Annotated in this window: 25 protein-coding genes; 18 read left to right on the forward strand and 7 right to left on the reverse strand. The window is 70.8% G+C overall.

Translation table 11 applies throughout. The features are described 5' to 3' along the window. The first annotated feature begins 128 nt into the window (after positions 1–128). From H3H34_RS03880 to H3H34_RS03900, 5 genes are read left to right on the forward strand one after another with little or no spacing between them, the layout of a single operon-like run. Positions 129–2,582 carry a TonB-dependent receptor gene (locus H3H34_RS03880; protein WP_235945265.1) on the forward strand — a complete coding sequence of 818 codons (2,454 nt, stop codon included), beginning with the start codon at positions 129–131 and terminating at the stop codon, positions 2,580–2,582. Positions 2,583–2,606: 24 nt separating this feature from the next. Then, positions 2,607–3,986 (forward strand): aromatic ring-hydroxylating oxygenase subunit alpha, encoded by a 1,380-nt coding sequence (locus tag H3H34_RS03885; RefSeq protein ID WP_194743893.1) that lies wholly within the window; start codon positions 2,607–2,609, stop codon positions 3,984–3,986. Beyond that, positions 3,979–4,509 carry a nuclear transport factor 2 family protein gene (locus H3H34_RS03890; RefSeq protein WP_194743894.1) on the forward strand — a complete coding sequence of 177 codons (531 nt, stop codon included), beginning with the start codon at positions 3,979–3,981 and terminating at the stop codon, positions 4,507–4,509. The genes H3H34_RS03885 and H3H34_RS03890 overlap by 8 nt, the downstream gene beginning before the upstream one ends. After that, on the forward strand, positions 4,506–5,009 hold the full coding sequence (locus H3H34_RS03895) for a nuclear transport factor 2 family protein (protein WP_194743895.1): 504 nt from the start codon (positions 4,506–4,508) through the stop codon (positions 5,007–5,009). Before H3H34_RS03890 ends, H3H34_RS03895 begins: the two co-directional genes overlap by 4 nt. 1 nt (position 5,010) lies before the next feature. Next, the gene (locus H3H34_RS03900; protein WP_194743896.1) at positions 5,011–5,535 is read left to right on the forward strand and encodes a nuclear transport factor 2 family protein; all 525 of its coding nucleotides are present in this window, start codon (positions 5,011–5,013) and stop codon (positions 5,533–5,535) included. 34 nt (positions 5,536–5,569) lie between these two features. Here the strand turns inward: H3H34_RS03900 and H3H34_RS03905 are convergent, their stop codons facing one another. The 5 genes from H3H34_RS03905 to H3H34_RS13500 all read right to left on the reverse strand — a co-directional run bounded on the left by H3H34_RS03905 (position 5,570) and on the right by H3H34_RS13500 (position 11,501). Continuing rightward, the gene (locus H3H34_RS03905) at positions 5,570–5,980 is read right to left on the reverse strand and encodes a nuclear transport factor 2 family protein (protein WP_194743897.1); all 411 of its coding nucleotides are present in this window, start codon (positions 5,978–5,980) and stop codon (positions 5,570–5,572) included. Continuing rightward, a complete protein-coding gene (locus tag H3H34_RS03910) occupies positions 5,977–6,327 on the reverse strand; it encodes a putative quinol monooxygenase (protein WP_194743898.1) in 351 nt (116 codons plus the stop codon). The genes H3H34_RS03905 and H3H34_RS03910 overlap by 4 nt, the downstream gene beginning before the upstream one ends. 64 nt (positions 6,328–6,391) lie before the next feature. Next, positions 6,392–7,732 (reverse strand): aromatic ring-hydroxylating oxygenase subunit alpha, encoded by a 1,341-nt coding sequence (locus tag H3H34_RS03915; protein ID WP_194743899.1) that lies wholly within the window; start codon positions 7,730–7,732, stop codon positions 6,392–6,394. Between the two features lie 196 nt (positions 7,733–7,928). Continuing rightward, a complete protein-coding gene (gene clpX / locus H3H34_RS03920) occupies positions 7,929–9,179 on the reverse strand; it encodes an ATP-dependent Clp protease ATP-binding subunit ClpX (RefSeq protein ID WP_194743900.1) in 1,251 nt (416 codons plus the stop codon). 150 nt (positions 9,180–9,329) lie between these two features. Continuing rightward, a complete protein-coding gene (locus H3H34_RS13500) occupies positions 9,330–11,501 on the reverse strand; it encodes a flagellin N-terminal helical domain-containing protein (RefSeq protein ID WP_194743901.1) in 2,172 nt (723 codons plus the stop codon). Positions 11,502–11,596: 95 nt separating this feature from the next. Here H3H34_RS13500 and H3H34_RS03930 point away from each other — a divergent pair, with 95 nt between their 5' ends. Beyond that, positions 11,597–12,256, forward strand: coding sequence for an RluA family pseudouridine synthase (locus tag H3H34_RS03930; RefSeq protein ID WP_194743902.1), 660 nt, complete (start codon positions 11,597–11,599; stop codon positions 12,254–12,256). A gap of 115 nt (positions 12,257–12,371) precedes the next feature. Here H3H34_RS03930 and H3H34_RS03935 read toward each other — a convergent pair whose 3' ends face one another. Further along, positions 12,372–12,707 (reverse strand): flagellar biosynthesis anti-sigma factor FlgM, encoded by a 336-nt coding sequence (locus tag H3H34_RS03935; protein ID WP_194743903.1) that lies wholly within the window; start codon positions 12,705–12,707, stop codon positions 12,372–12,374. Between the two features lie 77 nt (positions 12,708–12,784). Beyond that, positions 12,785–13,315 carry a flagella basal body P-ring formation protein FlgA gene (locus H3H34_RS03940; RefSeq protein ID WP_194743904.1) on the reverse strand — a complete coding sequence of 177 codons (531 nt, stop codon included), beginning with the start codon at positions 13,313–13,315 and terminating at the stop codon, positions 12,785–12,787. Between the two features lie 335 nt (positions 13,316–13,650). Here H3H34_RS03940 and flgB point away from each other — a divergent pair, with 335 nt between their 5' ends. The 12 genes from flgB to motA all read left to right on the forward strand — a co-directional run bounded on the left by flgB (position 13,651) and on the right by motA (position 23,494). Beyond that, positions 13,651–14,043 carry a flagellar basal body rod protein FlgB gene (gene flgB / locus H3H34_RS03945; protein ID WP_194743905.1) on the forward strand — a complete coding sequence of 131 codons (393 nt, stop codon included), beginning with the start codon at positions 13,651–13,653 and terminating at the stop codon, positions 14,041–14,043. A gap of 16 nt (positions 14,044–14,059) precedes the next feature. Further along, positions 14,060–14,467, forward strand: a complete 408-nt coding sequence (flgC, locus tag H3H34_RS03950) for a flagellar basal body rod protein FlgC (RefSeq protein ID WP_194743906.1) — start codon at positions 14,060–14,062, stop codon at positions 14,465–14,467. Beyond that, on the forward strand, positions 14,464–14,871 hold the full coding sequence (locus H3H34_RS03955) for a flagellar hook assembly protein FlgD (RefSeq protein ID WP_194743907.1): 408 nt from the start codon (positions 14,464–14,466) through the stop codon (positions 14,869–14,871). The genes flgC and H3H34_RS03955 overlap by 4 nt, the downstream gene beginning before the upstream one ends. Positions 14,872–14,887: 16 nt before the next feature. After that, positions 14,888–16,123: a flagellar hook protein FlgE gene (locus H3H34_RS03960; protein ID WP_194743908.1), complete on the forward strand. Its 1,236-nt coding sequence runs from the start codon at positions 14,888–14,890 to the stop codon at positions 16,121–16,123. Next, a complete protein-coding gene (locus H3H34_RS03965; protein ID WP_194743909.1) occupies positions 16,123–16,872 on the forward strand; it encodes a flagellar basal body rod protein FlgF in 750 nt (249 codons plus the stop codon). Before H3H34_RS03960 ends, H3H34_RS03965 begins: the two co-directional genes overlap by 1 nt. 10 nt (positions 16,873–16,882) lie before the next feature. Further along, positions 16,883–17,668 (forward strand): flagellar basal-body rod protein FlgG, encoded by a 786-nt coding sequence (gene flgG, locus H3H34_RS03970; RefSeq protein ID WP_194743910.1) that lies wholly within the window; start codon positions 16,883–16,885, stop codon positions 17,666–17,668. Positions 17,669–17,675: 7 nt separating this feature from the next. Further along, the gene (locus H3H34_RS03975) at positions 17,676–18,317 is read left to right on the forward strand and encodes a flagellar basal body L-ring protein FlgH (protein WP_194743911.1); all 642 of its coding nucleotides are present in this window, start codon (positions 17,676–17,678) and stop codon (positions 18,315–18,317) included. Further along, on the forward strand, positions 18,317–19,426 hold the full coding sequence (locus tag H3H34_RS03980) for a flagellar basal body P-ring protein FlgI (protein ID WP_194743912.1): 1,110 nt from the start codon (positions 18,317–18,319) through the stop codon (positions 19,424–19,426). Before H3H34_RS03975 ends, H3H34_RS03980 begins: the two co-directional genes overlap by 1 nt. Then, complete coding sequence (locus tag H3H34_RS03985; protein WP_194743913.1) at positions 19,426–19,731, forward strand: hypothetical protein; 306 nt, start codon at positions 19,426–19,428, stop codon at positions 19,729–19,731. The genes H3H34_RS03980 and H3H34_RS03985 overlap by 1 nt, the downstream gene beginning before the upstream one ends. Further along, positions 19,724–21,601: a flagellar hook-associated protein FlgK gene (locus tag H3H34_RS13270; protein ID WP_194743914.1), complete on the forward strand. Its 1,878-nt coding sequence runs from the start codon at positions 19,724–19,726 to the stop codon at positions 21,599–21,601. Before H3H34_RS03985 ends, H3H34_RS13270 begins: the two co-directional genes overlap by 8 nt. A gap of 30 nt (positions 21,602–21,631) precedes the next feature. Then, positions 21,632–22,540: a flagellin N-terminal helical domain-containing protein gene (locus H3H34_RS03995; protein ID WP_194743915.1), complete on the forward strand. Its 909-nt coding sequence runs from the start codon at positions 21,632–21,634 to the stop codon at positions 22,538–22,540. 90 nt (positions 22,541–22,630) lie between these two features. Further along, positions 22,631–23,494, forward strand: coding sequence for a flagellar motor stator protein MotA (gene motA, locus H3H34_RS04000; RefSeq protein WP_194743916.1), 864 nt, complete (start codon positions 22,631–22,633; stop codon positions 23,492–23,494). The last annotated feature ends 5 nt before the right edge of the window (positions 23,495–23,499 follow it).

Consider the following 23,499-nt stretch of genomic DNA (forward strand, 5'->3'; position numbering starts at 1 on the left):
AAAAGGTCAGGCGCCCTGCGCCCCTCCCGTCGGTACATTCCGCATGAGGGAGGGGTCCCGCCGGCTGCGGTGGCGGGAACCCGATGACGGCCGGGAACCAACCCGGGCGACAAGCGAGGGAGGATGGAATGGCTCCACGTGCCATGGAGGTGGCGCGCCTGCTCGGTTGCGCGGCGACGCTTGCAACGGCCGCGCCGGTTGCAGCGCAGGGGGGCGGCGCCGCACCGGGGCCGCAGACGGCTGCTGCCGAGACGGCCGGCCTTGCCGACATCGTGGTGACGGCCCGCCGGCGCGAGGAGACCCTCCAGGACATTCCGGTCGCAATCCAGGCCTTCGGGAGCGACCTCATCGACCGCCGCAACCTCACCTCGCTCGAGCGGATTGCCGCCGCCACGCCGCAGTTTACCGTGGGCCGGGCATCGAACGGCGCCGGCGCGCAGCTCACCATGCGCGGGGTGGGGTCGTCGGCCACCTCGATCGGGATCGAGCAGTCGGTCGCGATCGTCGTCGACAACGTCTATTACGGCCAGGGGCGCATCATCAACGAAGGCTTCTTCGACCTGGCGCGAGTCGAGGTGCTGAAAGGCCCACAGTCGCTCTTTTACGGCAAGAACGCGACCGCCGGCGTCGTGTCCCTCACCACGGCCGATCCGGGCCCGGAGCGGGAGATCATTGCCCGCATGGGCTACGAGTTCGCGGCGCGGCAGGTCGTCGGCGAGACCATCGTCTCCCTGCCCGTGACCGACCGGTTCGGTATCCGCCTCGCCTTCCGCGGCTCGAAGATGTGGGGCGGCTACTACGAGAACCGCGCCGAGGACTCGGTCTACACCACCATTGACGCTGCAACCTTCCAGGCGACGACCCACGTCGCGCCGGCCGCCGCGCGCGAACAGCCCCAGGAGGAGGAGCTGATCGGCCGCGCGACGCTGAAGTGGGAGCCCACGGAGCAGCTCGCGATCACGGTCAAGGGGTCTGGCGCCAACAACTTCACCATCGGCAACGGCTGGAACTATGCCGCCGTCAACTGCGTTGGTGGCTTCCAGACCAACAACCCCGCCTACCCCTGCCAAAGGGACTTCGTGATCTTCCAGAACGACTTTCCGCAGGCGCTGGCGAACAGCCTGCCGTTCGCCCGGCCCGACGGGCAGCTCTACAACCGCTACAAGTCATGGCAGGTAACCGGCGGCGTGACCTGGGCAGCCGAGCGCCTCACCCTCACCTCCATCACCAACTACAACTGGAACAACAACCGGTTCGGCTGCGACTGCGACTTTCTCGGCGCCGGCGTCTGGGCGACGGAGGACTCGAGCTTCTGGTCCTTCAGCCAGGAGGTGCGGGGGCTGACGACATTCGAGGGCCCTCTCAACCTGATGCTGGGCGGGCTCTACCAGAAGTCCGGCCGGGACTTCTATCAGGCCGTGGTCTTCGCCGGCTCTGAGGACTCGCGCGCTGCCCCCGAGAACCGCTTCATCTCCTACTCGAAGCTGTCCGAGACCGACGGCGAGACGGTCTCGGCCTACGGACAGCTCATCTGGAACGTCATCCCCGCCGTCGAGCTCACCGCAGGAGTGCGTTACATCCACGAGACGAAGGTAAGCTTCTTCACCCAGCCCTACGTCAACGCCTTCTTGACTGGCATCTTCCGGCCCCAGTCGGCAGCCGTCAACGGAACCGTCTTCGGGGACCAGACCTTCAACGACTGGTCGCCCGAGTTCACGGCAAGCTGGAAGCCGAAGGAGGGCTTCCTCGTCTATGGCGCCTACCGCTCGGCCTACAAGTCGGGCGGGTTCTCGAACAGCGCGATCAACTCCGCGCTGTCGAACGACCCAGCCGGTGACATGCTGTTCGACCCCGAGAAGGGCAAGGGCTGGGAGCTCGGCGTGCGCACAGAGTTCCTTGACCGCACCCTGCGCGTGAACATCACCGGCTACAATTTCCGCTTCACCGACCTTCAGGTGGACTATTTCAACCCCGAGGTGTTCGCCTTCGTGACCTACAACGCCGGCCAGGCGCGCTCGAAGGGGGTGGAGACGGAAGTGAGTTTCGCCCCCGCCTCGGCGCCCGGCCTCCTCTTCAGCGGCTCGGTCAACTACAATGTCGCGCGCTACGAGAACTTCGAGGCCCCCTGCTTTGCTGGCCAGAGCCCGGCGGAAGGCTGCACGCGCTTCGTCGGAGGGGTGCCGTTCCAGGATCTCAGCGGCCGGCCGACCGCCATGGCGCCGCGGGTCACCGCCAACCTCGGCATTGCCTATGACACCGAGGTTTCCCGCACGCTCAAGCTCGGCGCCAACTTCGACTGGCGCTTCAGCGACTCCTACATCACGTCGACCTTCGGCGACGAGCGCACGCGCCAGCCGGCCTACATGGTCATCGACGCCGGCGTCCGCGTGGCCACCATCGATGACCGGTGGGAGCTGGCGCTCATCGGCAAGAACCTCGGCAACCAGTTCTACGCGCTGGGCGGCGGCCCGGCACCGCTCACGGGTGCCAACACCGGCCTTCCCACCGCCATTCCGGGTGATATCCTCGGCTATGGTTCGGCGCCGCGGACGGTTCAGCTGCGCGCCGGGGTCCGCTTCTGATGCCGCGCTGTGGGGAGCAGCCCGATGGCCCTTGATGACCCAGCCCTCCCTGCCGCAGCGCCGGGCGAGGCGCGCTGCCCTGGCCCCTCCGCCCGCGACATCATCCGGGCCGACGGCTGCGAGGTGCCCGACGCGCTCGTCGCCGAGCGCTACGTCTTCCTCGGCGACTCCGACATCTCTTACGACCGCTACACCTCGCCGGCCGTCTTCGAGCGGGAAATGACGCACCTCTGGCCGCGGGTGTGGCAATGGGCCTGCCGCGAGGAGCATCTCCCCGAGGCAGGGGACTGGCTGGTCTACGACGTCGGCCGCCACTCGGTCCTCCTCGTGCGTGGGGCGGACGGCGTGATCCGGGGCTTCGTCAACGCCTGCCTCCACCGGGGCACGCAGCTGAAGCCGCCGGGCGCGAGCGGCTGCGCGCAGGAGCTGCGCTGCCCCTTCCATGGCTGGCGCTGGACGCTTGAGGGTGCGCTTGCGCACGTGCCCTGCCGCTGGGACTTCCCGCACGTGACGGACGAGGCCTTCGCGCTCCCGCAGGTGAAGGTGGAGCTCTGGGGCGGCTTCGTCTTCATCAACATGGACCCGAACGCGCGCCCGCTCGCCGAGCAGCTCGGGCCCCTTCTGGACCATTTCTCGGGCCGCTGGGATCTCTCGAAGCGCCGCATCGCGCTCCACATCCAGAAGGAGCTTCCCACCAACTGGAAGGCCGCGCAGGAAGCCTTCCTCGAGGCCTACCACGTGGTCGAGACGCACGCGCAGGCGCTCGCGACTGCGGGCGATGCCAACGCCTGCTACGACATCTTCTCCGACTACGTGACGCGCTTCGTCCACACCATCGGCACGCCGAGCCCGCACTTCGAGGGGCAGCTCACCGAGCAGGAGATCCTCGACCGCATGCGCCTTGATGGCGCCGTCGTGCCGGAAGGGCGCACCGCGCGCGCGGTTGCGGCCGAGAAGCTCAGGGCCGAGCTCGGCGCGGCCTGGGGAGTCGATCTCTCCGAATGGTCCGACAGCGAGATGATCGACTCGATCGAGTATCACCTCTTCCCGAACATGTGCCTGTTCCCCGGCGTGTCGCTCCCCATGATCTACCGGTTCCGGCCGATCGGCATGGACCCGGCACGCACCCTCTTCGACCTCGTCTTCCTGAAGCTCGTGCCCGAGGGCACCGGCCTTTCCTACCCGCCCGAACCGCATTTCGTGCCCGCCGGCGAGTCCTACGCCAGCGCGCCCGGCATGGATCCCGGACTCGGCGCGGTCTACGACCAGGACACCGACAACCTCGCCGCCCAGTGGCGGGGCTTCCAGGCCTCGCGCAAGCGCGGGCAGACGCTGGGCAACTACCAGGAGGCCCGCATCCGCCAGTTCCACATGACCCTCGACAGGATCCTTTCCGGTGACTGACCTTGCCGCCCGCCTCGACCGGCTGGAAAGCCGAAACGCCATCCATGACTTGGCCAGCACCTACATGCGCGGGCTCGACCGGCTCGATCTCTCGCTCACCCGCTCGGTGTTCCATGACGACGCGACCACCGACTATGGCGAGGGCTGGCGCGGCGACGTCGACGGCTTCATCGCCTTTGCCCACGAGGTGCTCTCGCGCCACGCCGCCAACCACCACATGATCGGCCAGGTTCGGATCGAGTTCGAAGGCGATGACCTCGCCTTCGGCGAAGTCTATTTCCAGGCCTTCCACCGGGTCGAGGAAGAGGGCGAGCCCAAGGATTTCTTCGTCGCCGGCCGCTACGTCGACCGCTACGAGCGGCGCTCGGGCGTCTGGAAGATTGCCCACCGCAGCGAGCTCGTGGACTGGGTGCGCACCGAGCCGGCGGCAGACGAGATCCTCTCCCGCCAGCCCGGCTTTCCGATGGGCACGCGCGCGCCTCAGGATCTCAGCTGCCGCCGCGCGGAGCTCAGGACGCGATGAGCGCGCGCGAGCTGCTTGCCGACCGGCTCGCGATCGCCGACGTGCTCGCCCGCTACGCCCGGGCGATCGACCGCTGCGACCTCCCGCTCCTCCAGAGCGTCTGGTGGCCCGAGGCCCTCTGCGATTATGGCAGCGGGCCGATGCCGGCCGGCGACTGGTCCGAGGCGACCATCGCCGCGCTCCGGCAGATGCTGCGCACCCAGCACTTCCTCGGCAACATGCTGGTCGAGATCGAGGGCGACGGCGCCACGGCCGAGACCTACTGCCGCGCCTACCACGAGGTGCCCGGGCCGGAGGGTGCCCAGGAGATGGAAGTGGGCGGGCGCTACCTTGACCGCCTCGAGAAGCGCGAGGGCGCGTGGCGGATCCTCCACCGCCGCTACGTCATGGACTGGAACCGGAACGGCCCGTCCACCTGCCGGTGGGATGGGCCGCTCTACGGCACGCTCACCCGGCGCGGCGCGCGCGCGCCCGACGACCCCCTCCACACCGGAGCCTGACATGGCCGAGCCGCTCGACCCCCGCGTGCAGGCGCTTCTCGACCGGGAGGCCTGCCGCGACCTCGTTCACCGCCTCGCGCGCGGCATCGACCGGTGCGACGCGGAGCTGGTGCGAAGCGTGTTCCACCCGGATGCGACCGACGATCACGGGCTCTTCCGGGGAACGGCCGCCGCCTTCGTGCCGTGGGTGATGGAGGTGCTTGCCGGAATGGTCCGCACCCAGCACGTCATCGGCAACATCCTCATCGAGCTGGACGGCGACGTGGCGCGCGGCGAGAGCTACTTCGTCGCTCACCATGTCCTCCCCGGCGAGGCGGGCGAGACCTTCATGGTCGCGGCGGGCCGCTACCTCGATCGATTCACGCGCCGCAACGGCACGTGGAAGATCGCGCACCGCCACGCCGTCTACGACTGGAGCAGCAGCGCCCCCTCCACCGACATCTGGGACCGCGCGCGCCTTGCCGACCACGCCTTCGGCGCCCGCGGCCCGGCCGACCCCTCTTACGCCCACTTCGGGGCCGGCTGAAGGCGCCGGCCCTGCCCGGTGGCGGCGCGGAGACTCAGCGGACCTGCAGCACCGAATAGGCGCGGGAGGTGAACCGCCAGGCGCCGTCCGGGTCGCGGCGGAGGTGATCGTCGTAGCGGCCCACCACGAGCCGCTCGGTGCCACCCACCTCCTTCATCACCTCGAGCATGTAGGAGCGGGAGGTGGCGGCATCGCCCTCAACCGCGACGGCGCCATGGTTCACGTACATGCCGACGGCCTCGAAGCCGGCCATGAGCTGGAGCCACAGCGCCTTGATGGCCGCCCTGCCCTCGGCCCGCTGGCCTGCCACTTCCCAGACGGCATCCTCGGCCCAGCAGGCCGCCCAGTCCTCCGCATCGCGGCGGAACACGGCATCGTTGTAGGCCTCGATCCGCTCGCGGATGGCGAGGCGATCGGCAAGCTCGCCCGTGAACCCGCTGATCACCCGCCCATCCTCCCGAAGTGCGCCTGCGGCACGCCGGCGGCATCATAGACCGGCTCGACCAGATCGCAGCGATACTTCCGCGACTGCGCTGCCCGGAGGCCGGACCGCCCGATGTGGTCGCGCATGGCGGCATAGCTCGGGTCGCGGAAATGGGCGGCAAGCGCCTCCTCGCTCTCCCACTCCTCGAAGACGTGGATGCGCCCCGGCGTCGCCGGGTCCAGCGCCCAGTCGTAGGCGCGGCACCCGGCCTCGGCCCGCGAGGCGGCGATCAAGGGCTGGGCGTCGAGGAGCGCCTGCTCCGCGCCTGCCGGATCGAGATCGATCACGGCCGTGATGAGAACCGGCATGCCCTCCCCTCCCCTTGCGGCCCCTTGCCGCCCTCTCGGTCCTTCGGTCCGTCGCTCCCGCGCCTCAGTCCGCCAGCCACTTCTCGAGGTTCTCGTGGAAGTAGCGGACCCGCCGCTCCTGCCAGGCGAGATAGTCGCGCCGGTAGCCGCGGGACTTCAGGCCGCGCTGCTGTGCTTCCCAGATCGCCACGTCCTGGTCGATCCCGGGGCCGCACGAGACCTCGCCGGCCTTGCCCTGCACGTGGGGCGCGGGCACCGAAAGATCGACCCACTCCGCCATGCTCTGCGAGTAGTAGCGCTCGGTCCCCTCGGGGAAGAGCGTCAGGTACCACATGTCGAAGTAGCATTTCTCCGGGTCGCGCTCGTGCGGCCGGGCGCGAAGCCAGATGTTCCCGTCGGGCTTCAGGCTGAAGGAAAGGTTGGGGAAGATGGTGTAGTGCCAGTGGTCGGTCAGCTGCTCGTCGCGGTAGGTCGAGAAGTCGAAGCCCTTCTCGGCACCCTTCTCGCGCTTGGCCTTCTGGAGCGCAGCGCGGATCTCGCGCGTCTTCCCGCCCCGGAACTGCTCGGGGTCGAGCCCCCAGAAGGCGAGTTCCTCGGCGAGATAGGCGAGCGTCTCGTTCTCGCCGCCCTGGAGCTGGCGGGTGGGCCCGGCGCCGGGCATGAACATCCGCGCATGGCCCTCGGGGTAGAGGTCGAACTGGCAGTAGTGATGGGAATATTCCATCACGAACTTGGTTTGCGGATGGACGAAGGGAACGTGGTAGCTCTCGTTGAAATTGTCCTGGACGAGCTTCCAGTTGAAGTTGCCCTCGATGGTGACCCAGTGGGTACGCACCATCTTCTCCATGGGGTAGGTCTCGATCTGCGGCACGATCGGCCCAAGATAGGTGCGAAGCGGCACGGCGTTCGGGTCCATGTTGATCCAGACGAACCCGGCCCAGAGTTCGCAGGGAATCTCGACGAGGTTGAGCCTGCCGCAGGGCGAGCCCTGGAGGAAGTCCGCCTCGTCGGGCACGGTCCGGAGCTTGCCGGCCAGGTCATAGGCCCAGCCGTGATAGGGGCACACGAGGCGGCGGGCGTTGCCCTGCTCGCCCGAGACCACGGGCATGCCGCGGTGCTGGCAGACGTTGTAGAAGGCGCGCACCTCGCCATCGTCACCGCGGACGCAGAGGATGGTCTCCGGGCCGAAGTCGGCTGTCAGCCAGTCGCCCCGGTTCGGCAGCTGGGCGACCATGCCGGCGATCTGCCAGGTGCGGGTCCACAGCTTCTCCCACTCCCGGTCTGCCCACTCCTTCGAGAAGTAGCGTTCGGGCGTGATCGGCGTGTTGCGGAACTCGGGCTCCCGCAACTTGGACATGTCGGCCAGCGGCCGCGCGACGTCAGGCTGCCATGCGATGGTTGCCATGCGCTGCTCCCGTCTTCCCTCTTGCGGAGACTAGGTCCTGGGCAACGCTCCGTCATCTGACACCGGTGATAGTTCGCAAGAAGGCCGCCTTGCATCCCCCCCGGCGTGCCGTCTGCTCCCTGCAAGCGGCCCTCCCGCCCCGCCCCTGTCCTTCCGGCCCGCACGCCCGGGCCTGACGGACGCCGCCAGCCGGCGCTCAGGCGGCCTTGTCGGTCCGCAGCACCTGCACGGGGGCCTTGCGCCCGGCCACCACCTCGGCATCCACCACGATTTCCTCGACGTTCTCGAGGCTTGGCAGCTCGAACATGGTGTCGAGGAGGATGCCCTCCATGATCGAGCGGAGGCCCCTGGCGCCGGTCTTTCGGTCGATCGCCTTGCGGGCGATCGCGCCAAGGGCGTCATCGGTGAAGCGCAGGCGCACGCCCTCCATGTCGAAGAGCTTCGCATACTGCTTGCAGAGCGCGTTCTTCGGCTCGGTGAGGATGCGCACGAGCGCCTCCTCGTCGAGATCCTCGAGCGTGGCGATGACCGGAAGCCGGCCCACGAACTCGGGGATGAGCCCGAAGCGGAGCAGGTCCTCCGGTTCGCAGGCGCGCAGCACCTCGCCCACCCGCCGTTCCTCGGGGGCGGCGACATGGGCGCCGAAGCCGATCGACTTGCCCTGGAGCCGATCGGAGATGATCCGGTCGAGCCCGGCGAAGGCCCCGCCGCAGATGAAGAGGATGTTGGTGGTGTCGACCTGGAGGAACTCCTGCTGCGGGTGCTTGCGCCCGCCCTGCGGCGGCACGCTCGCCGTCGTTCCCTCCATGATCTTGAGGAGCGCCTGCTGCACCCCCTCCCCCGAAACGTCGCGGGTGATCGACGGGTTGTCGGACTTGCGGCTGATCTTGTCGATCTCGTCGATGTAGACGATGCCGCGTTGAGCGCGCTCGACGTTGTAGTCCGAGGCCTGGAGCAGCTTCAGGATGATGTTCTCGACATCCTCACCCACGTAGCCGGCCTCGGTCAGCGTGGTCGCATCTGCCATGGTGAAGGGGACGTCGAGGATGCGGGCCAGCGTCTGGGCGAGCAGCGTCTTGCCGCAGCCCGTTGGGCCGACGAGAAGGATGTTCGACTTGGCCAGCTCGACGTCGGCGCCCTTCGCCCCATGGGCAAGGCGCTTGTAGTGGTTGTGGACGGCGACCGAGAGGACGCGCTTGGCGACCGACTGGCCGATGACATAGTCGTCAAGAACGCTGCAGATTTCCTTCGGCGTCGGCACGCCGTCGCGCGTCTTGACAAGCGCGGACTTCGATTCCTCGCGGATGATGTCGTTGCACAGCTCGACGCATTCGTCGCAGATGAAGACCGTCGGTCCTGCGATCAGCTTCTTCACCTCGTGCTGGCTCTTGCCGCAGAAGGAACAGTAGAGGGTGCTCTTGGCGTCGCCGCCGCCGGGCTTGCTCATGGACATCCTTTCACCGTCCCATGTTAGCGCCGTGAGCCCCTGCCGCAAGGGGGCGCGGAGCGCGGACGCGTGCGGTTGCGCTACCCGCAACGGAAGAAGGGCGAGGGGTGGTCCCCTCGCCCTTCCCTTGCCGCCGCTGGCGCGCGCGGCCTAGCGGAGCAGCTGGAGCACCGACTGCTGCTGCTGGTTGGCCTGGGCCAGCATCGCCTGCGCCGCCTGCTGGAGGATCTGGCTGCGGGCGAGGTTGGTGGTCTCGACCGCGAAGTCGGCATCCTGGATCCGGCTGCGGCTCGCCACCGTGTTGGTGCTGGTGGAAGTGAGGTTGCTGATGGTCGCCTCGAGCCGGTTCTGGACGGCGCCGAGCTCGGCGCGGTTGATGGCCACCGCCTGGAGCGCGGCGTCGATCGAGTTCAGAGCCTCCTGCGCGCCAGACTGGGTGGAGATGTCCACGTCCTTGATCCGCAGCCCACCGGACTCTGCACCGAAGGTTCCGGCCTCAAACCCAAGGTTACGGAAGTTGGTGTAGCCTTGGCTCCCGGCGTTCACGGTGAAGGACTTGGTGCTCTCCAGCGTCACGGTGCCATAGGCGACCGCTGCGCCCGTGTGAGCACCCGCCGTCACGGTGTAGGTCTCGCTCGACCCCCGGATCAGGGCAGACGTGCCAAGGCCAGCTGCGGCTGCAGCGACGCCGGTCCCGACCGAGATCGCAACGTTCCGGCCGTCCTGGGCGACGTACGACAGGCCCTGTCCATTGTCCTCCACGCGCACCCCCGTGAGACCCGTGTACTGGTTCACGGTCTGGATGAAGACGTCGCGGGTTGCGTCCGCGAGGATGTTGATGTCGATACCGTTGATCGTGAGCGTCCAGGCCGACGTGTTCGCCGTGTAGGCAGCGCCGTCGATTGCGACGGCGTTCGCCCGCGCAGTCACCCCGGTTTCGGCCGAGGAGGCATTGATGGCAGCAGCAATCGCGATCGCGCTGCGGTTCTTGGCGCTGTTGGTCGCCACCGTGTTCGAAACCGTGTCATCCTCAGCGCGGCTGGCACGGATGGTCACGCCGTTGATGACGAGGTCGCCAAGCGCAAGCGCTGCGCCGGCATTGACCGCCCGGGTGTCGCTGGAGGCCTGCGAGACACCGGCGACGAAGGTGCCCGCCTGCAGCCCGGCGCGGGACAGCTGACCCGGAGAGGCCGCCTGCGGGTTGGGCGGGCCGGAGATCACGATCGGACGGCCATTTTCCGAAAGAAGACTGTAGGTGCCGGTCTGCAGCCCGGGCCTGAGGCCGGTGGTGGCAGCAGTGAAGCTGCCGCTGGTCTGGGTCAGTGACACCTCGATGTTCCGGCCGTCGGCCGCAACCAAGCGGACGCCGAGGTTGTCGGCGCCCGTCTCGACGGCGGTCACCCCGGTCTGGCCGGAGATGGCGTTGATCGCAGCGATGACCCGTGCCCGGGATTCGGCAGCGTCGGCGGTGACGGCCACCGTCCCAGTCGTGACGCCGTTCACCGTGATGGTGCCCTCGCCGGTCGCAGCGGTCATGGCCGAGCCTTCCATCACGGTGCTGTTCACCACCGCGCGCACGCCGGTCTGTCCGCTCAGCCGGTTGATGGCGGCCGCCTTCGCAACGGCCGAAGCCTCCTTCGCCCCGGCCGACACGGTGTCGTCGGAAGCCAGCGACTGGCCGATCACCACCCCGTTGATGATGAGGTCGCCAGCTCGGAGCCGGCCATTGGTGACAGCATTGTCGCGGGTGGTGGCGACGTCCGTCGCGAAGACCTCGAAGCGCCCCGTGGCCGTCAGGCCCGGGGCCTCGCCGGTGCCGAGGTCGGACGTGCGGGTCGAGTTGATGCCAAGGCGCACCGTCTCGCCGGCGCGCGCGCCGGTCTGCAGGGTGAGCGAACGCGACGAGCCGTCGAGCAGGCGGATGCCGTTGAAGCTGGTCCGCGTGGCGACATTCTCGATCTCGCCGACGAGCTGTCGAACCTCAGCCTGGAGCGCAGCGCGGTCCTGGTTCGAGAAGGTCGCGTTCGACGACTGCACCGCCAGCTCGCGCATCCGCTGGAGCATGTTGGTGATCTCGCCCATCGCCGTTTCCGCCGTCTGGGCAAGGCTGATGCCGTCACCGGCGTTGCGCATCGCCATCGCAAGACCGCGTACGTCGGCGGTCATCCGCTGGGCGATGGCGAGGCCGGCCGCATCGTCCTTCGCGCTGTTGATCCGGAGGCCCGTCGAAAGCCTTTCCATGGCCCGGCTCAGATCCAGCTGGGCCATCCGGCCACCGTTCTGGGCCTTCAGCGCACCGAGATTGGTGTTGATGACGCTCATGTTCCCGTTCCCTTGTCCGTGGTCGGGCCCGCTGGACGCGAAGCCTCGGCGCCCTTCACGGCTTGACGGGGATTCGCTTAAGTTCGGGTCTTGACATGCCCCGTGCGCGCCTGTCGCTGCCTGCGATTCTCCACGAGGACCGGGAGTGCCTCGTTGTGGACAAGCCGGCCGGCCTTGCCGTCCACCCGGGGCCGCGCACGTGCGACTCGCTCGAGACCCGGCTCGCGGGCGCAGGCCTTGTCTGGAAGCCGGTGCACCGGCTCGATACGGACACGAGCGGCTGCCTCCTCCTTGCGAAGCGGCCGGCCTCGCTCCGGCGGCTGATGGGGGCCTTTGCCGCGCGCCAGGTGGAGAAGGTCTATCTCGCGCTGGTGGCGCCCGCACCGGAGGCGGCGAGCGGGGTGGTGAAGGCACCGCTCGTCAAGCGCTCGCGGCCCGGTACCGGCTGGCGCATGGACGTGGCGGAAGGCGGCCTGCCGGCAGTCACGCGCTGGGAAGTGCTGGCAAGGCGCGACGGCGTGGCCCTCGTGCGGTTCCGGCCCGAGACGGGGCGGACGCACCAGCTCCGCGTGCACGCGACGCGGCTTGGCGCGGGGTGCGCGATCGTGGGGGACGCCCGCTATGGCCGGGGCGAGCCGGGCGGGCTGATGCTGCACGCCCACGCGCTCGGGTTCGCCGGTGCGGATGGACAGTGGCGCGAGGTGGTCGCGCCGCTACCGGAGCGCTTTCGCGCGCGAGGCTTCGCGCTTTCCTGAAGGGGCCCGGCCCCGGTCCACCCCTCTTCCCGGCGCGCCCCAAGGTGCCCGGCCTCGGCTCCCCCTCCTCGCCTCCCCCTCCTCGCCTCCCCCTCCTCGCTGGCCGCCCTCGCTGTCAGCCGCGGCGCGCGGCGAGGGCCTGGAGTTCCTGGGCGATCATGGCGCCGGCGATGGCGTCGGCGTCGGGCCGGTAGCTGCCCGCCTCGATGGCAAGCCGGAGGGCCGCCACCCGCGGGGCGTCGACGGGCGGGCGGATGGCGAGATCGCGGGCAATGCCCCTGGCGCCGGAGACGGCGGAAAGGTCGAACGGTTCGCGTGGGCCGGAGACCTGCGGCCGCCCGACCGCGCCAGGCTTCGCAACCGGTGCCGGCCCGCCGCCGGTGGCGGCCCGCGCGGTGTCGGTGCCGCCAAGCTGGCTGAAGCCCTTGGAACCCTTGATACCTTCGACCATCGTCCGTCTCTGTGCCAGAAGCCGGAGGCCGACCGCGGACTCCGGCAGCCCATTGAACGGCAGGCGAGGCTTGGCGTTTAGCGACGAAGCGCCACCATTTCGCCATCGGTGCCCACGGTCGCCGGGAAGCGCTGGCCCGTGAGCCGGTTCCGAAGCATCACGCGCTCGCCCGGGCCGGCGCTGGCTTCAGCCACGGCCTCCACGGTCACGCGGAAGCCCGGGCCGTCGAAGCCGACGGTGACGACGTCGCCCCGGCGCACGGACGGCGCCGGTCGCGCTCCGGCCGGGGATGCCGCAGATGCCGAGCTGCTCGCCACGGGCGCAACCGCCTGCCAGCCGTTGGCCGGGCAGGCGATGCGGAGCGTGCGGCCCTCGGCGCCGGGGGCAAAGCGGAAGCCGCCGGGGCAGTCGGGGACGCGCAGGCGGGGATCGATGGCGACCGGCGCTCCCGCCGCGGCCTCGGCCTCGGCCCGCAGCGCGGCGGCGCCGTTGCCAGCGGCGGCCAGGCCCGGAAGCGCGGGGAGAAGCAGGAGGAGCGCGGCAGCAGGCAGCAGGCCGGCCTCGGCGGCGCGGCGGTGCGGCGGGACGGCGAGAGGCGAAGCGGGCATGCAGGTCCTCGGCAAGGCTCGGGTTGCGGATGCCATCAACCCAGCAAGCTTCGTGCCATGCGGCCGTCACTGGCGGGGGGCCGCGGCCGACGCTGCGCACCGGGACGGAGTTCGGCACGGGCGTGCCGCCGGCACCGGCATGTTCGTGCCGCCTCTGCGCCGGAAACGGGCCGCCATGCCTTGCTGCGCGTCCTGCCGCCGCGGTTGGCACGCTTCTTGCCGGTAAGCGGAGCGGCGGGGCCGCCGGTCATCCGGGCCGGGGCCTGTCGCCGAAACCGCGAGACGGCAGCCGGGCACGGCTTGTCGCCGCAGGGGAACGACGCGAGGGGCCGACCATGGATCGCCTCGACCGCTTCTTCGGTGTTTCGGGCCAGGCGCTCGAGGTGCGCAGCCAGCGCCTCGCCGTGCTCGCCTCGAACATCGCGAACGCGGCAACCCCCGGCTACCGCGCGCGTGACCTCGACTTTGCCGCCGTGCTCGCCGACCGTGAGGCAGATGGCCGGCTGCCGCTGGTGCGCACCGCAGCAGCTCACATCGACCCCGGCGCGCGGCCGGCCGAGCCGGCGCTCCGCTACCGCAGGCCCGTGCAGGGCGCCATGGACGGCAACAGCGTCGAGCTTGCGGTCGAGCAGGTGCAGTTCGCGGAGACGGCGCTGCGCTACCGCACCAGCCTTGCTTTCCTCGACTCCCGCATCGGCGCGCTCAAGGCCGCCATGCGGATCGAATGAGCCGGAGGAGACGGACATGAGCCAGCCCCTCAGCCTGTTCGACATCGCCGGGCGCTCGATGAGCGCGCTTCTCGTGCGGATGAATACGACCGCCTCCAACCTCGCCAACGCAGGGTCCGTCTCCGCCACCCGCGAGGGCGCGTTCCGGGCGCTGAAGCCGGTGTTCCAGACGCTCTACGACGGCGCGACCGGCCGGGCGACGGTGGGGATCGCCGGCGTGGTGACGGCCGCGCTCGAACCGGGGCGCCGCCACGAGCCCGGCCATCCGCTTGCGGACGCCGAAGGCTATGTCCACGTCGCTGCGGTCGACACGAACGCCGAGCTCGTCGAGCTGGTCGAGACGGCCCGGCAGTACCAGAACAACATCGAGGTGCTCGAGACCGGCAAGGCGCTCACCCTCGAGACGCTGCGGCTCGGCCGATGACCGCGCTCGCCATCCCGGGCCTGACCGCGCCTGCGCCGGAGCCGGCCGGGCGTACCGGTCCGCGCCAGCTCGGCCAGGAGGACTTCCTCCTTCTGCTCACGACCCAGCTCAAGAACCAGGACCCGCTCTCGCCCATGGACAACAGCCAGTTCGTGGCCCAGCTCGCCCAGTTCGCGACCGTCTCGGGGGTGACAGAGATGTCGGTCGGGCTCAACCGGCTGGCAGCCACGCTCGCCGGAGACACCCGGAGCTCGGCGCCGCTGTGGCTCGGGCGCGTCGTCGCAGGCGTCGACGGCGCCGAGGGCGTCGTCGCCCAGGTCAATCTCGATCCGGCCGGAAACCATGTGCTCGTGATGGCGGACGGACGCCAGCTTCCCATGCGCGACGCGCGCCTCATCGCCTGACCGGAAGGGAGACTCCATGTCCTTCTTCATCTCGCTCACCGGCCTCAACGCGGCCCAGACCGAGCTCGCGGCGCTCTCGAACAACATCGCCAACGTGAACACGACGGGCTTCAAGCGCTCGCGCGTGGAGTTCGCCGACATCGTGAATCGCTCGCCCACCCAGGCGGCGAACCGGGTGAATGGCGCGGGCGTCGCCATCGGCGCCGTCACCCAGCAGTTCGCCCAAGGGGGCATCCAGACCACCAGCTCCGCGCTCGACCTCGCGATCGGCGGCCCCGGCTTCTTCCTCGTGAAAGGCGGCGGGGACCAGGCGGACTCGCTCGCGCTCTCGCGCAACGGCGCCTTCCAGGTGGACGCCGAACGCTACGTCGTCGACAACGAGGGGCGGCGGCTCCAGGTGCTGCCCGTCACGCCCGACGGGTCGCCGACGGCGATCGGCCTCTCCGCCCTCCAGCCGCTCCGCATCCCCACCACCTCGGGCCTGCCGGTCGCGACCACGGCCGTCCGCTTCATCGCCAACCTGCCGGCAGCTGCGACCGTGCCGGTGCCCAGTTTCAACCGCGACAATCCCGCGAGCTTCAACGCCGCCACCTCGACCACCGTCTACGATGCGGCCGGCCGGGCGAGCCCGGTCACCCTCTACTACCGGCGCATCGAGAATCCCGACCCGGACTCGACCGACAAGATCTGGGAGGTGCGCGCCTTCCGCGGCGATGCGGAGCTGGTGCCCGACACGCCGCCCTTCCAGCTCGTGTTCGACGCCGACGGCGTGCTGGTCTCGCCGGCCGGGCCGATCGCGATGTCGGGGGGCTTCACCATCGACCATGCGGGCTCCACCCAGCTCGCCGAGCCGTTCAACGTGAGCTTCACCGAGCAGAACGGCTACGCGCCCGGGCGGCTCGAGGGCGTGGGCGTCGACCTTCGTGGCGTGGTGCGCGCGAGCTTCTCGAACGGCGAGGTCATCGCCATCGGCAAGCTGGCGCTCGGCAACGTACCCAACCCGCAGGGACTGAAGCAGAACGGCAACTCGAGCTGGACGCTCTCGCAGTCCTCCGGCCCGCTCGAAGTGGGCCAGGGCGGTCAGGACGGCTTCGGCACCATTGCCGCCGGGTCGCTCGAGCGCTCGAACGTCGACCTGACCGAAGAGCTCGTCGGCCTCATCAACGCCCAGCGCACCTTCCAGGCCAACGCCAAGGCGATCGACACGGCCTCGTCCCTCCTCCAGACCATCGTCAACCTGCGGAACAGCTGATGGACCGGCTGATCTACACCGCGCTCACCGCCATGCAGCGCGCGAGCGAGCGGCAGGCGGTGACCGCGCACAACCTCGCCAACATCGAGACTCCGGGCTTCCGCCGCGAGATGACGGCGATGCAGCAGGGCTACCTCGTCTCGCCCGCCGACGGCGCCGCGCTCTCGACCCGGGTGCAGGCCGGCGGCGAGATGCTCCACGATCTCATGCGCACCGGCCGTGTGGTGGTGACCGACCAGCCGCTCGACCTCGTCATGGAAGGCGGGGCCTGGCTCGCCGTGGCCGACGCCCGCGGTGCGGAAGCCTACACGCGGCGCGGTGACCTGCGCTTCGATGCCGAGGGTCGCCTGCTCACCGGCAGCGGAGAGCAGGTGCTCGGCGCCGATGGCGCGCCGGTGGTGGTGGCGGCAGGCGCCGGCGCGGTGCGCATCGCGGCCGATGGCGCCGTCGAGACGCGGCTGGCCGATGACCAGCCCTGGGTGGAGGTGGCGCGCCTGAAGCTGGTGTCGCCCGAGCCGGGCGCGCTCGCCCGCGGGAAGGATGGGCTGTTCCGCACCGACCCCCCGCTCGAGGCGGACCCGCTCGCCCGGCTCCGGACCGGCGCGCTCGAGATGAGCAACGTCGAGGCCGCGAGCGTGCTCGTGGAACTCGTCGAGCAGTCGCGCGGCTTCGAGATCCAGACCAAACTCCTCGCGGCCGCGAAGGAGATGGACGAGAGCGCCGCCCGCCTGATGCGGGTGGAAGGATAGGAGGCACAACATGCCAGGGGCACTGCACATCGCGCGGTCGGGGCTCGAGGCGCTCGACGCCCGCCTCCGGACCATCTCGAACAACCTCGCGAACGCCAACACGGTCGGCTTCAAGCGCGACCGCGCGGCCTTCGAGACCCTGCTCTACCAGACCGAGCGGCCGGCCGGCGCACCGGCGGGCGCCGACAACCGCTTCGGCATGGGCCTCGCGACGGGGGCCGGCGTGCGCGTGGCCGGCTCCGAGCGCGTCCACGCCCAGGGCGGCTTCACCCTCACCGGGAACGCGCTCGACCTCGCGATCGACGGCGAGGGGCTGTTCGAGGTGCAGCTTCCGGACGGCACCTCGGCCTACACGCGTGCCGGCGCCTTCACCCGCGACGGCGAGGGCCGGATCGTGACTCCGCAGGGCTACCGGATCGTCCCCGAGATCCAGATCCCCGAAGGCGCAACCGGCATCACCATCGCGCCCGACGGCACGGTGTCGGCCCTGAACCCGGGCGAGACCGAGCCGGCCGAGCTCGGGCGGATCACGCTTGCCACCTTCATCAACCCGGCCGGGCTCGAGCCGGTGGGGGAGAATCTGTTCCGCGAGACGGTCGCCTCCGGCGCTCCGACCGTCGGCAACCCCGGCGAGGCCGGTGTTGGGCGGATCCGCCAGGGCGCGCTCGAGGCCTCGAACGTTTCGACCGTGCAGGAACTCGTCGACATGATCGAGACGCAGCGGGCCTACGAGATCAACGCCAAGGTCATCCAGGCCGCCGACGAGATGATGCGCTATGTCAACCAGTCGGTCTAGGGCCCTCGTGCTGCTTGTCCTGCTCGGGGCGTGCAAGGCGGACCGCTTTCGCGAGCAGGTGGCCTACATCCCCCCTGCCCCGCCGGCACCGCAGCCGCCGCCCGAGGCGCGGGCGGCGACGGGCAGCATCTGGGCGGGCGCCGTCCACCGCGCTGGTCTCGGCACGGACCGCAAGGCCGCGCGCGTGGGCGATCTCCTCACCATCCTTCTCGTCGAGCGCACTGTGGCCGAGAAGGCGGCCGCGCAGACGGCGCAGCGCCAGTCGCAGCGGGCCATCGACATCTCGGGCTTGCCCGTGACCGATGCGGCGGAGCGGGCGCTCTCGGGCGGCAGCGACACGAGCTTCAATGGCCGCGGCGCGACCCAGCAGTCGAACCGCCTGTCGGGCGAGTTCACCGTGACGGTGACCGACGTGCTCCCCAACGGCACGCTCCGGGTTGCGGGTGACCGGCGCCTCCTCCTCACCCGCGGCGAGGAGCAGGTGCAGCTGACCGGCCTCGTGCGGCCCGAGGATATCGGGCCCGACAACCGCGTGCCCTCCACCCGCGTGGCCGACGCGCGCATCCGCTACTCCGGCACGGGCGAAGTGGCCGCCCAGGCCCGGCAGGGCTGGTTTGCCCGCTTCTTCGACCGGATCACCCCCTACTGATGCGCGCGCTCGTCTTTCTTGCCGCGCTCATCCTTGCGCTTCCGGCGCTGGCCGAGCGAGTGAAGGATGTCGCCCGTTTCCAGGGCGTGCGCGGCAACGCGCTCGTGGGCTACGGGCTTGTCGTCGGGCTCCCGGGCACGGGCGACGACAACCTCGTCTTCACCCTCCAGTCGATGCGCTCGGCCGCCGCCGCGCTTGGCGTGCGGGTGCCGCCCAACGCCAACGCCCAGCTGAAGAACAGCGCCGCCGTGATGCTGACGGCCGAGCTGCCGCCCTTCGCCAAGCCGGGCCAGCGGATCGACGTTTCGGTCGCGGCGCTGGGGCGGGCGAAGTCGCTGCGCGGTGGCACGCTGCTGCTGGCCGAGCTCAAGGGGCCGGATGGGGAGACCTACGCGCTGGCGCAGGGGCCGCTGACCGTCGGCGGCTTCGGCGCCGAGGGGGCCGATGGCTCCCGGATCGTCGTCAACACGCCGACCTCCGGGCGGATCCCGGGCGGCGCGATCGTCGAGCGGGCGGTCCCCCTGCCCTTTGCCGGCCCGGGGCCGGCCGGCGGGCCGGCGCCGCTCGTGCTCGACCTTCTGTCGCCGAGCTTCTCGCTCGCCCAGGCGATTGCCGAGGCCATCAACGCTGCCGAAGGTGCGCCCGTGGCCGAGGCGCTCGATGCCGTCTCGGTCGCGGTGCGGGCTCCGGCTGACCCGGCGGCGCGCGTGCGGCTTGCCGCCCGGATCGAGGCGCTCGAGGTCTCGGGCAGCGCGCCGCCGGCGCGGGTGGTGGTGAATGCCCGCACCGGCACCGTCGTCATCGGTGGCAACGTCCGGCTGCTCCCGGCCGCGGTTGCCCACGGCAACCTGACCGTCCGCGTGACGGAGACCCTCAACGTCTCCCAGCCGGCACCATTTGCGCGCGGCGGCCGCACGGTGGTGACCCCCCAGTCCGACGTCGCGGCCGAGGAGGAGCAGGTGCGCATGGCGGTGCTGGCGCCCGGCCCGCGCCTGCAGGACCTCGTGGACGCCATCAACGCGCTGGGCGCTGCTCCGGGAGATCTCGTCGCCATCCTCGAGGCGCTGCGCGAGGCCGGCGCGCTGCGCGCCGAGCTGGTGGTCATCTGATGCCCGGGCCCGTCTCCCTGCCCCCGCCCGGAGCGGCCGCAGCCGCCGAGCCGTTGCCGCGCAGCGCGCGCGAGGCCATGCTCGGCTTCGAGGCGCTGGTGGTGCAGCACATGCTCAGGGCCGCGCGGCCCGAGGCGCTGCGGGCGGATGGGCTCGCCGGCGCGCTCGCAGGCGGAGCCGGAGACTGGCAGGACCTCGTCGACCGGCACCTCGCCCGGCTGATCGCCGCGGGCCAGCCCTTCGGGCTTGCCCGCGAGCTCGGCGCGACCCTGGCCGCCAACGCCCCGGAGGCCGGCCGTGAGTGACCTCCTCGGCCTCTCGCTCTCCGGCGTGCGCGCCACGCGGATGGCGCTCGAGCAGATCGCCGACAACGTCGCGAACGCGGCCACGCCCGGGCACGTGCGCCGCAGCGTCCAGGTGGGTTCGCTCCTGCCTCCGGCCGCCCTCTCGCCGTTCGAGCGCGACCCCGTCGGCGCCGGCGGCGTCGAGGTGCGGGGCATCGTGCGCGCGGCGGACCTCATCCGCCAGGACAGTCTTCGCCGCACCGAGGGGGACGTCGCCATGCTGGAGGCGGCAGAGCGCTGGCTCTCGCTCGTCCAGGCGAGTCTGACTGGCCCGGCCTCGCTCGCCCAGCCGCTCTCCGAGCTGTTCGCAAGCCTTTCCGACCTGGCGGCGGACCCGTCGTCCATCGCCGTCCGGGCCACCTTCCTCTCCCGGGCGGATGCGCTCGCCGACCGCTTCAACGCCAGCGCCGCCGACCTCGGCCGCCTCGAGCGCGACCTCAAGGCCGATGCCGACGGCGAAGCAGCGCGGCTCGTCTCGCTCGGCCGGGCGCTCGCGGAAGTGAACCTCCAGCTCCGGCGGACCACGCCGGGAAGCGGCGCCGCGGCAGGGCTTGCCGACCGGCGGGACAAGCTCCTTGGCGAGATTGCGCAGGTGGCGACCATCGACGTGCGGCTCGATGCCCGCGGCATGGCGCAGGTCAGACTGGGCGATGCTGGCGGCCCGCTCCTGGTCGATGGTCCCAGGAGCGAAGCTGCGCGCGTGGTGCGGGCGCCCGACGGCGGCTTCGTGCTGCGCATCGGCGCCGCTGGCAGCGACGAGCCGGCGCCGCTGCTTAGCGGGGCACTCGCCGGCCTCTCCCTCGCCCGGACCCTGCTCGTCGAGGCCGGGAACCGGCTCGACGCACTGGCAGACCGGGTGGCTGCGGACATGAACGCCGCCCACATGGCAGGCGCCGATGCGACGGGCGCGGACGGGGAGCCGCTGTTCGCAACCACGCGCATGGTGGTCGACGCAGCGGCCGGCAACGGCGGTGATGCCCGCATCGCCGTGTCGCTGGCCGATGGCGCGGCGCCCGGGCCGATGCGGCTCGCCTTCAATGCCACGTCGGGCGAATGGACGCTCGCCCGGGCCGACCTCAGCGCCTCCGTCACCGGCACCATGCCGCTTTCCCTCGACGGCGTGACGGTCGAGGCGGCAGGGACCCCGCGCGGCGGTGACCTGTTCCTGCTCTCGCCGCGCACGGGTGCAGCCGGGATCGCGCTTCGCCCGCTTGCGCCCGCCCAGGTGGCGGCAGCGCCGCGCTGGCTTGCGGATGCCGCCCCGGGCAATGCCGGCGTCGCGCGCGCCGAGATTCGTCGCGGTCCTCCGCTCGACCCGCCGCCAGCGCCGCCGCTCGTTCTGCCGCTCGCGGTCGAGGTGCTCCCCGGCGGTCTTCTCGAACTGCGCGACGCCGACGGCGTGGTGGTGACAAGCGGCGCGGTCGGCGACTGGCTCGCCGGCGACGGTTTCGAGATCCGCATTTCCGGCCGCCCCGCCGAAGGCGACTCCTTTCGCATCCGGATGACCGAGCCGGGCCAGGGCGGCAACGCCAACGCCGTGGCGCTCCTCGCACTGCGGGAAGCCCGCGGGCCGCTAGGCACGCTCGAGGACAGCCATGACCGGCTCGTCTCGGGCATCGCCGTGCCGCTGTCCGAGACCCGGGTCCGGGAGGAGGCGGCACGTGCCAACCGCGACGCCGCCGCAGAAGCGCTGGCGCAGGCGAGCGGCGTTGACCTCAACCGCGAGGCGGCCGAGATGCTGCTCTTCCAGCAGGCCTACCAGGCCAACGCGCGGATCATCCAGACGGCGCGCGAGACCTTCGCCGCGCTGCTCCAGTCGGTGGGCACCTGAGACCGCCGGCGCGAGGAAGGGAGACGGGCGATGTTCGTGCTGGTCAGCGGACGGCAGGTGGCCTCGACGGCAGCCGAGCGGATGGTGGCGATCGACAACCGGATCGAGCGGCTGGAGGGCAGGATTGCCCGCGGGGAACGCTTCACCGAGCCTGCGGAGGACCCGGCCGGCCAGCTGCGTGCCGCCGCCCTCGCCCGGCTGGATGCGCGGCTGGTCGCCGAGCAGCGCGGCATCGACCGCGCGAGCAGCCGGCTCGCGCTGGCAGAGACCGCAGTCGCCGACGCCGGCCGGCTGCTCGTCCGCGCCCGCGAGCTCGCGCTCCTTGCCGCGAACGGCACAACCGGGCCAGCCGATCGGCCGGTGATCGCCGCCGAGGTGCGCGGGCTCCGGGACCAGCTGCTGGCGCTCGCCAATGCGCGCGATGAGGCCGGCCGCTTCCTCTTCGCCGGCGCGCGGGACGGTCTGCCCGCCTATGCCGAGGACGAGGAAGGGGTGGTCCGCTACGAGGGGTTCGGCACCGCCCACGGCGCGGAAGCGGCCGGGATCGAGGGCCTCGCCCCGCCTACGGGCCCCGAACTCTTCGGCACCGACGAGACAGGCGCGTTCGCCACGCTCGATGACCTTCTCGAGGCCCTCACCGAGCCGGACGACGTCCTCCGCCAGCAGGGCCTCGAGGCAGCGCTCGCCGCCCTCGTCGAAGACCAGGACCGGCTGGCGACGGCGCAGGCCCTCATCGGCACCGCCATGGCGCGGCTCGAGAGCGAGACCGAGCGTGTCGCGGCTGGGCGGCTCGAGGTGGCACGGGGGCTCGCCAGCGTGAAGGGGCTGGACCTTGCCGCCGCCTTCTCCGAGCTCGAGGCCCTGCGGCTGACGCTCGGCGCCGCCCAGGAGATCTTCCAGCGCGTGCACGGCACCAGCCTGTTCGACCGCCTCGGCTGAGGCGTCCCTCGGCCGCTGCCCGGCTAAACGGCGAACCGGGCGGCGCGTAAATGTCGGCAGCCCCTTCGCGACATCGGGAGTGCCGGCCGCATGATGGCCATCGTCGGACTGGTCGTGCTGCTGGTGATGGTGTTCGGCGGGTTCCTGCTCGCCGGCGGCAACATCGTGCCCGTGCTCGCCGCGCTTCCGGCAGAGATGATGATCATCGGCGGAGCCGCGACGGGCGCACTCATCATCGGCAACTCGATGTCGCTCATCAAGGAGGTGGGCAAGGGGGTGGCGCGGGTGCTCAAAGGGCCGCGCTTCACGAAGGCCGACTATCTCGGCGCGATCGCGCTCACGGTCAAGCTCATGCGGCTCTTGAAGACGGAAGGGGCGGTTGCGGTCGAGCCGCACGTCGAGACGCCCGAGTCCTCGTCGATCTGGGGCGAGTATCCGAAGCTCAGGGCAGACCACTTCTTCGTTCACCTGGTCACCGACACGCTGCGGCTCCTCGTGGTCTCGACGGGTACGGTCTCGAGCGTTGCCATCGAGGACGTGCTCGACACCGCGATCGAGACGCACCACCACCACGCCTCCAAGCCCGCCGAGGCGCTGCAGACGCTCGCCGACGCCCTGCCCGCCCTCGGGATCGTTGCCGCCGTCCTCGGCGTCATCAAGACGATGGGCGCAATCGACCAGCCGCCTCCGGTGCTGGGCGCGATGATTGGCTCGGCCCTCGTTGGCACCTTTCTCGGCGTGTTCCTGGCCTATGGCCTTGTCGGCCCGCTCTCGAACCGGCTTCGGCAGATCGAGGAAACCGACTCCCAGATTTACCAGGTTGTCCGCCGCGTCATCCTCGCCTCGCTCCGTAACCAGCCGCAGCCCATCGTGCTCGAGCAGGCGCGCACCGCCATCGCGCCCGAGTATCAGCCGAGCTTCACCGAGGTGTTCGAAGGGGCACGGGGCAAGTGAACGCC

This window comes from Thermaurantiacus tibetensis, assembly GCF_015354055.1.
GTDB classification, from domain to species: Bacteria; Pseudomonadota; Alphaproteobacteria; order Sphingomonadales; family Sphingomonadaceae; genus Thermaurantiacus; species Thermaurantiacus tibetensis.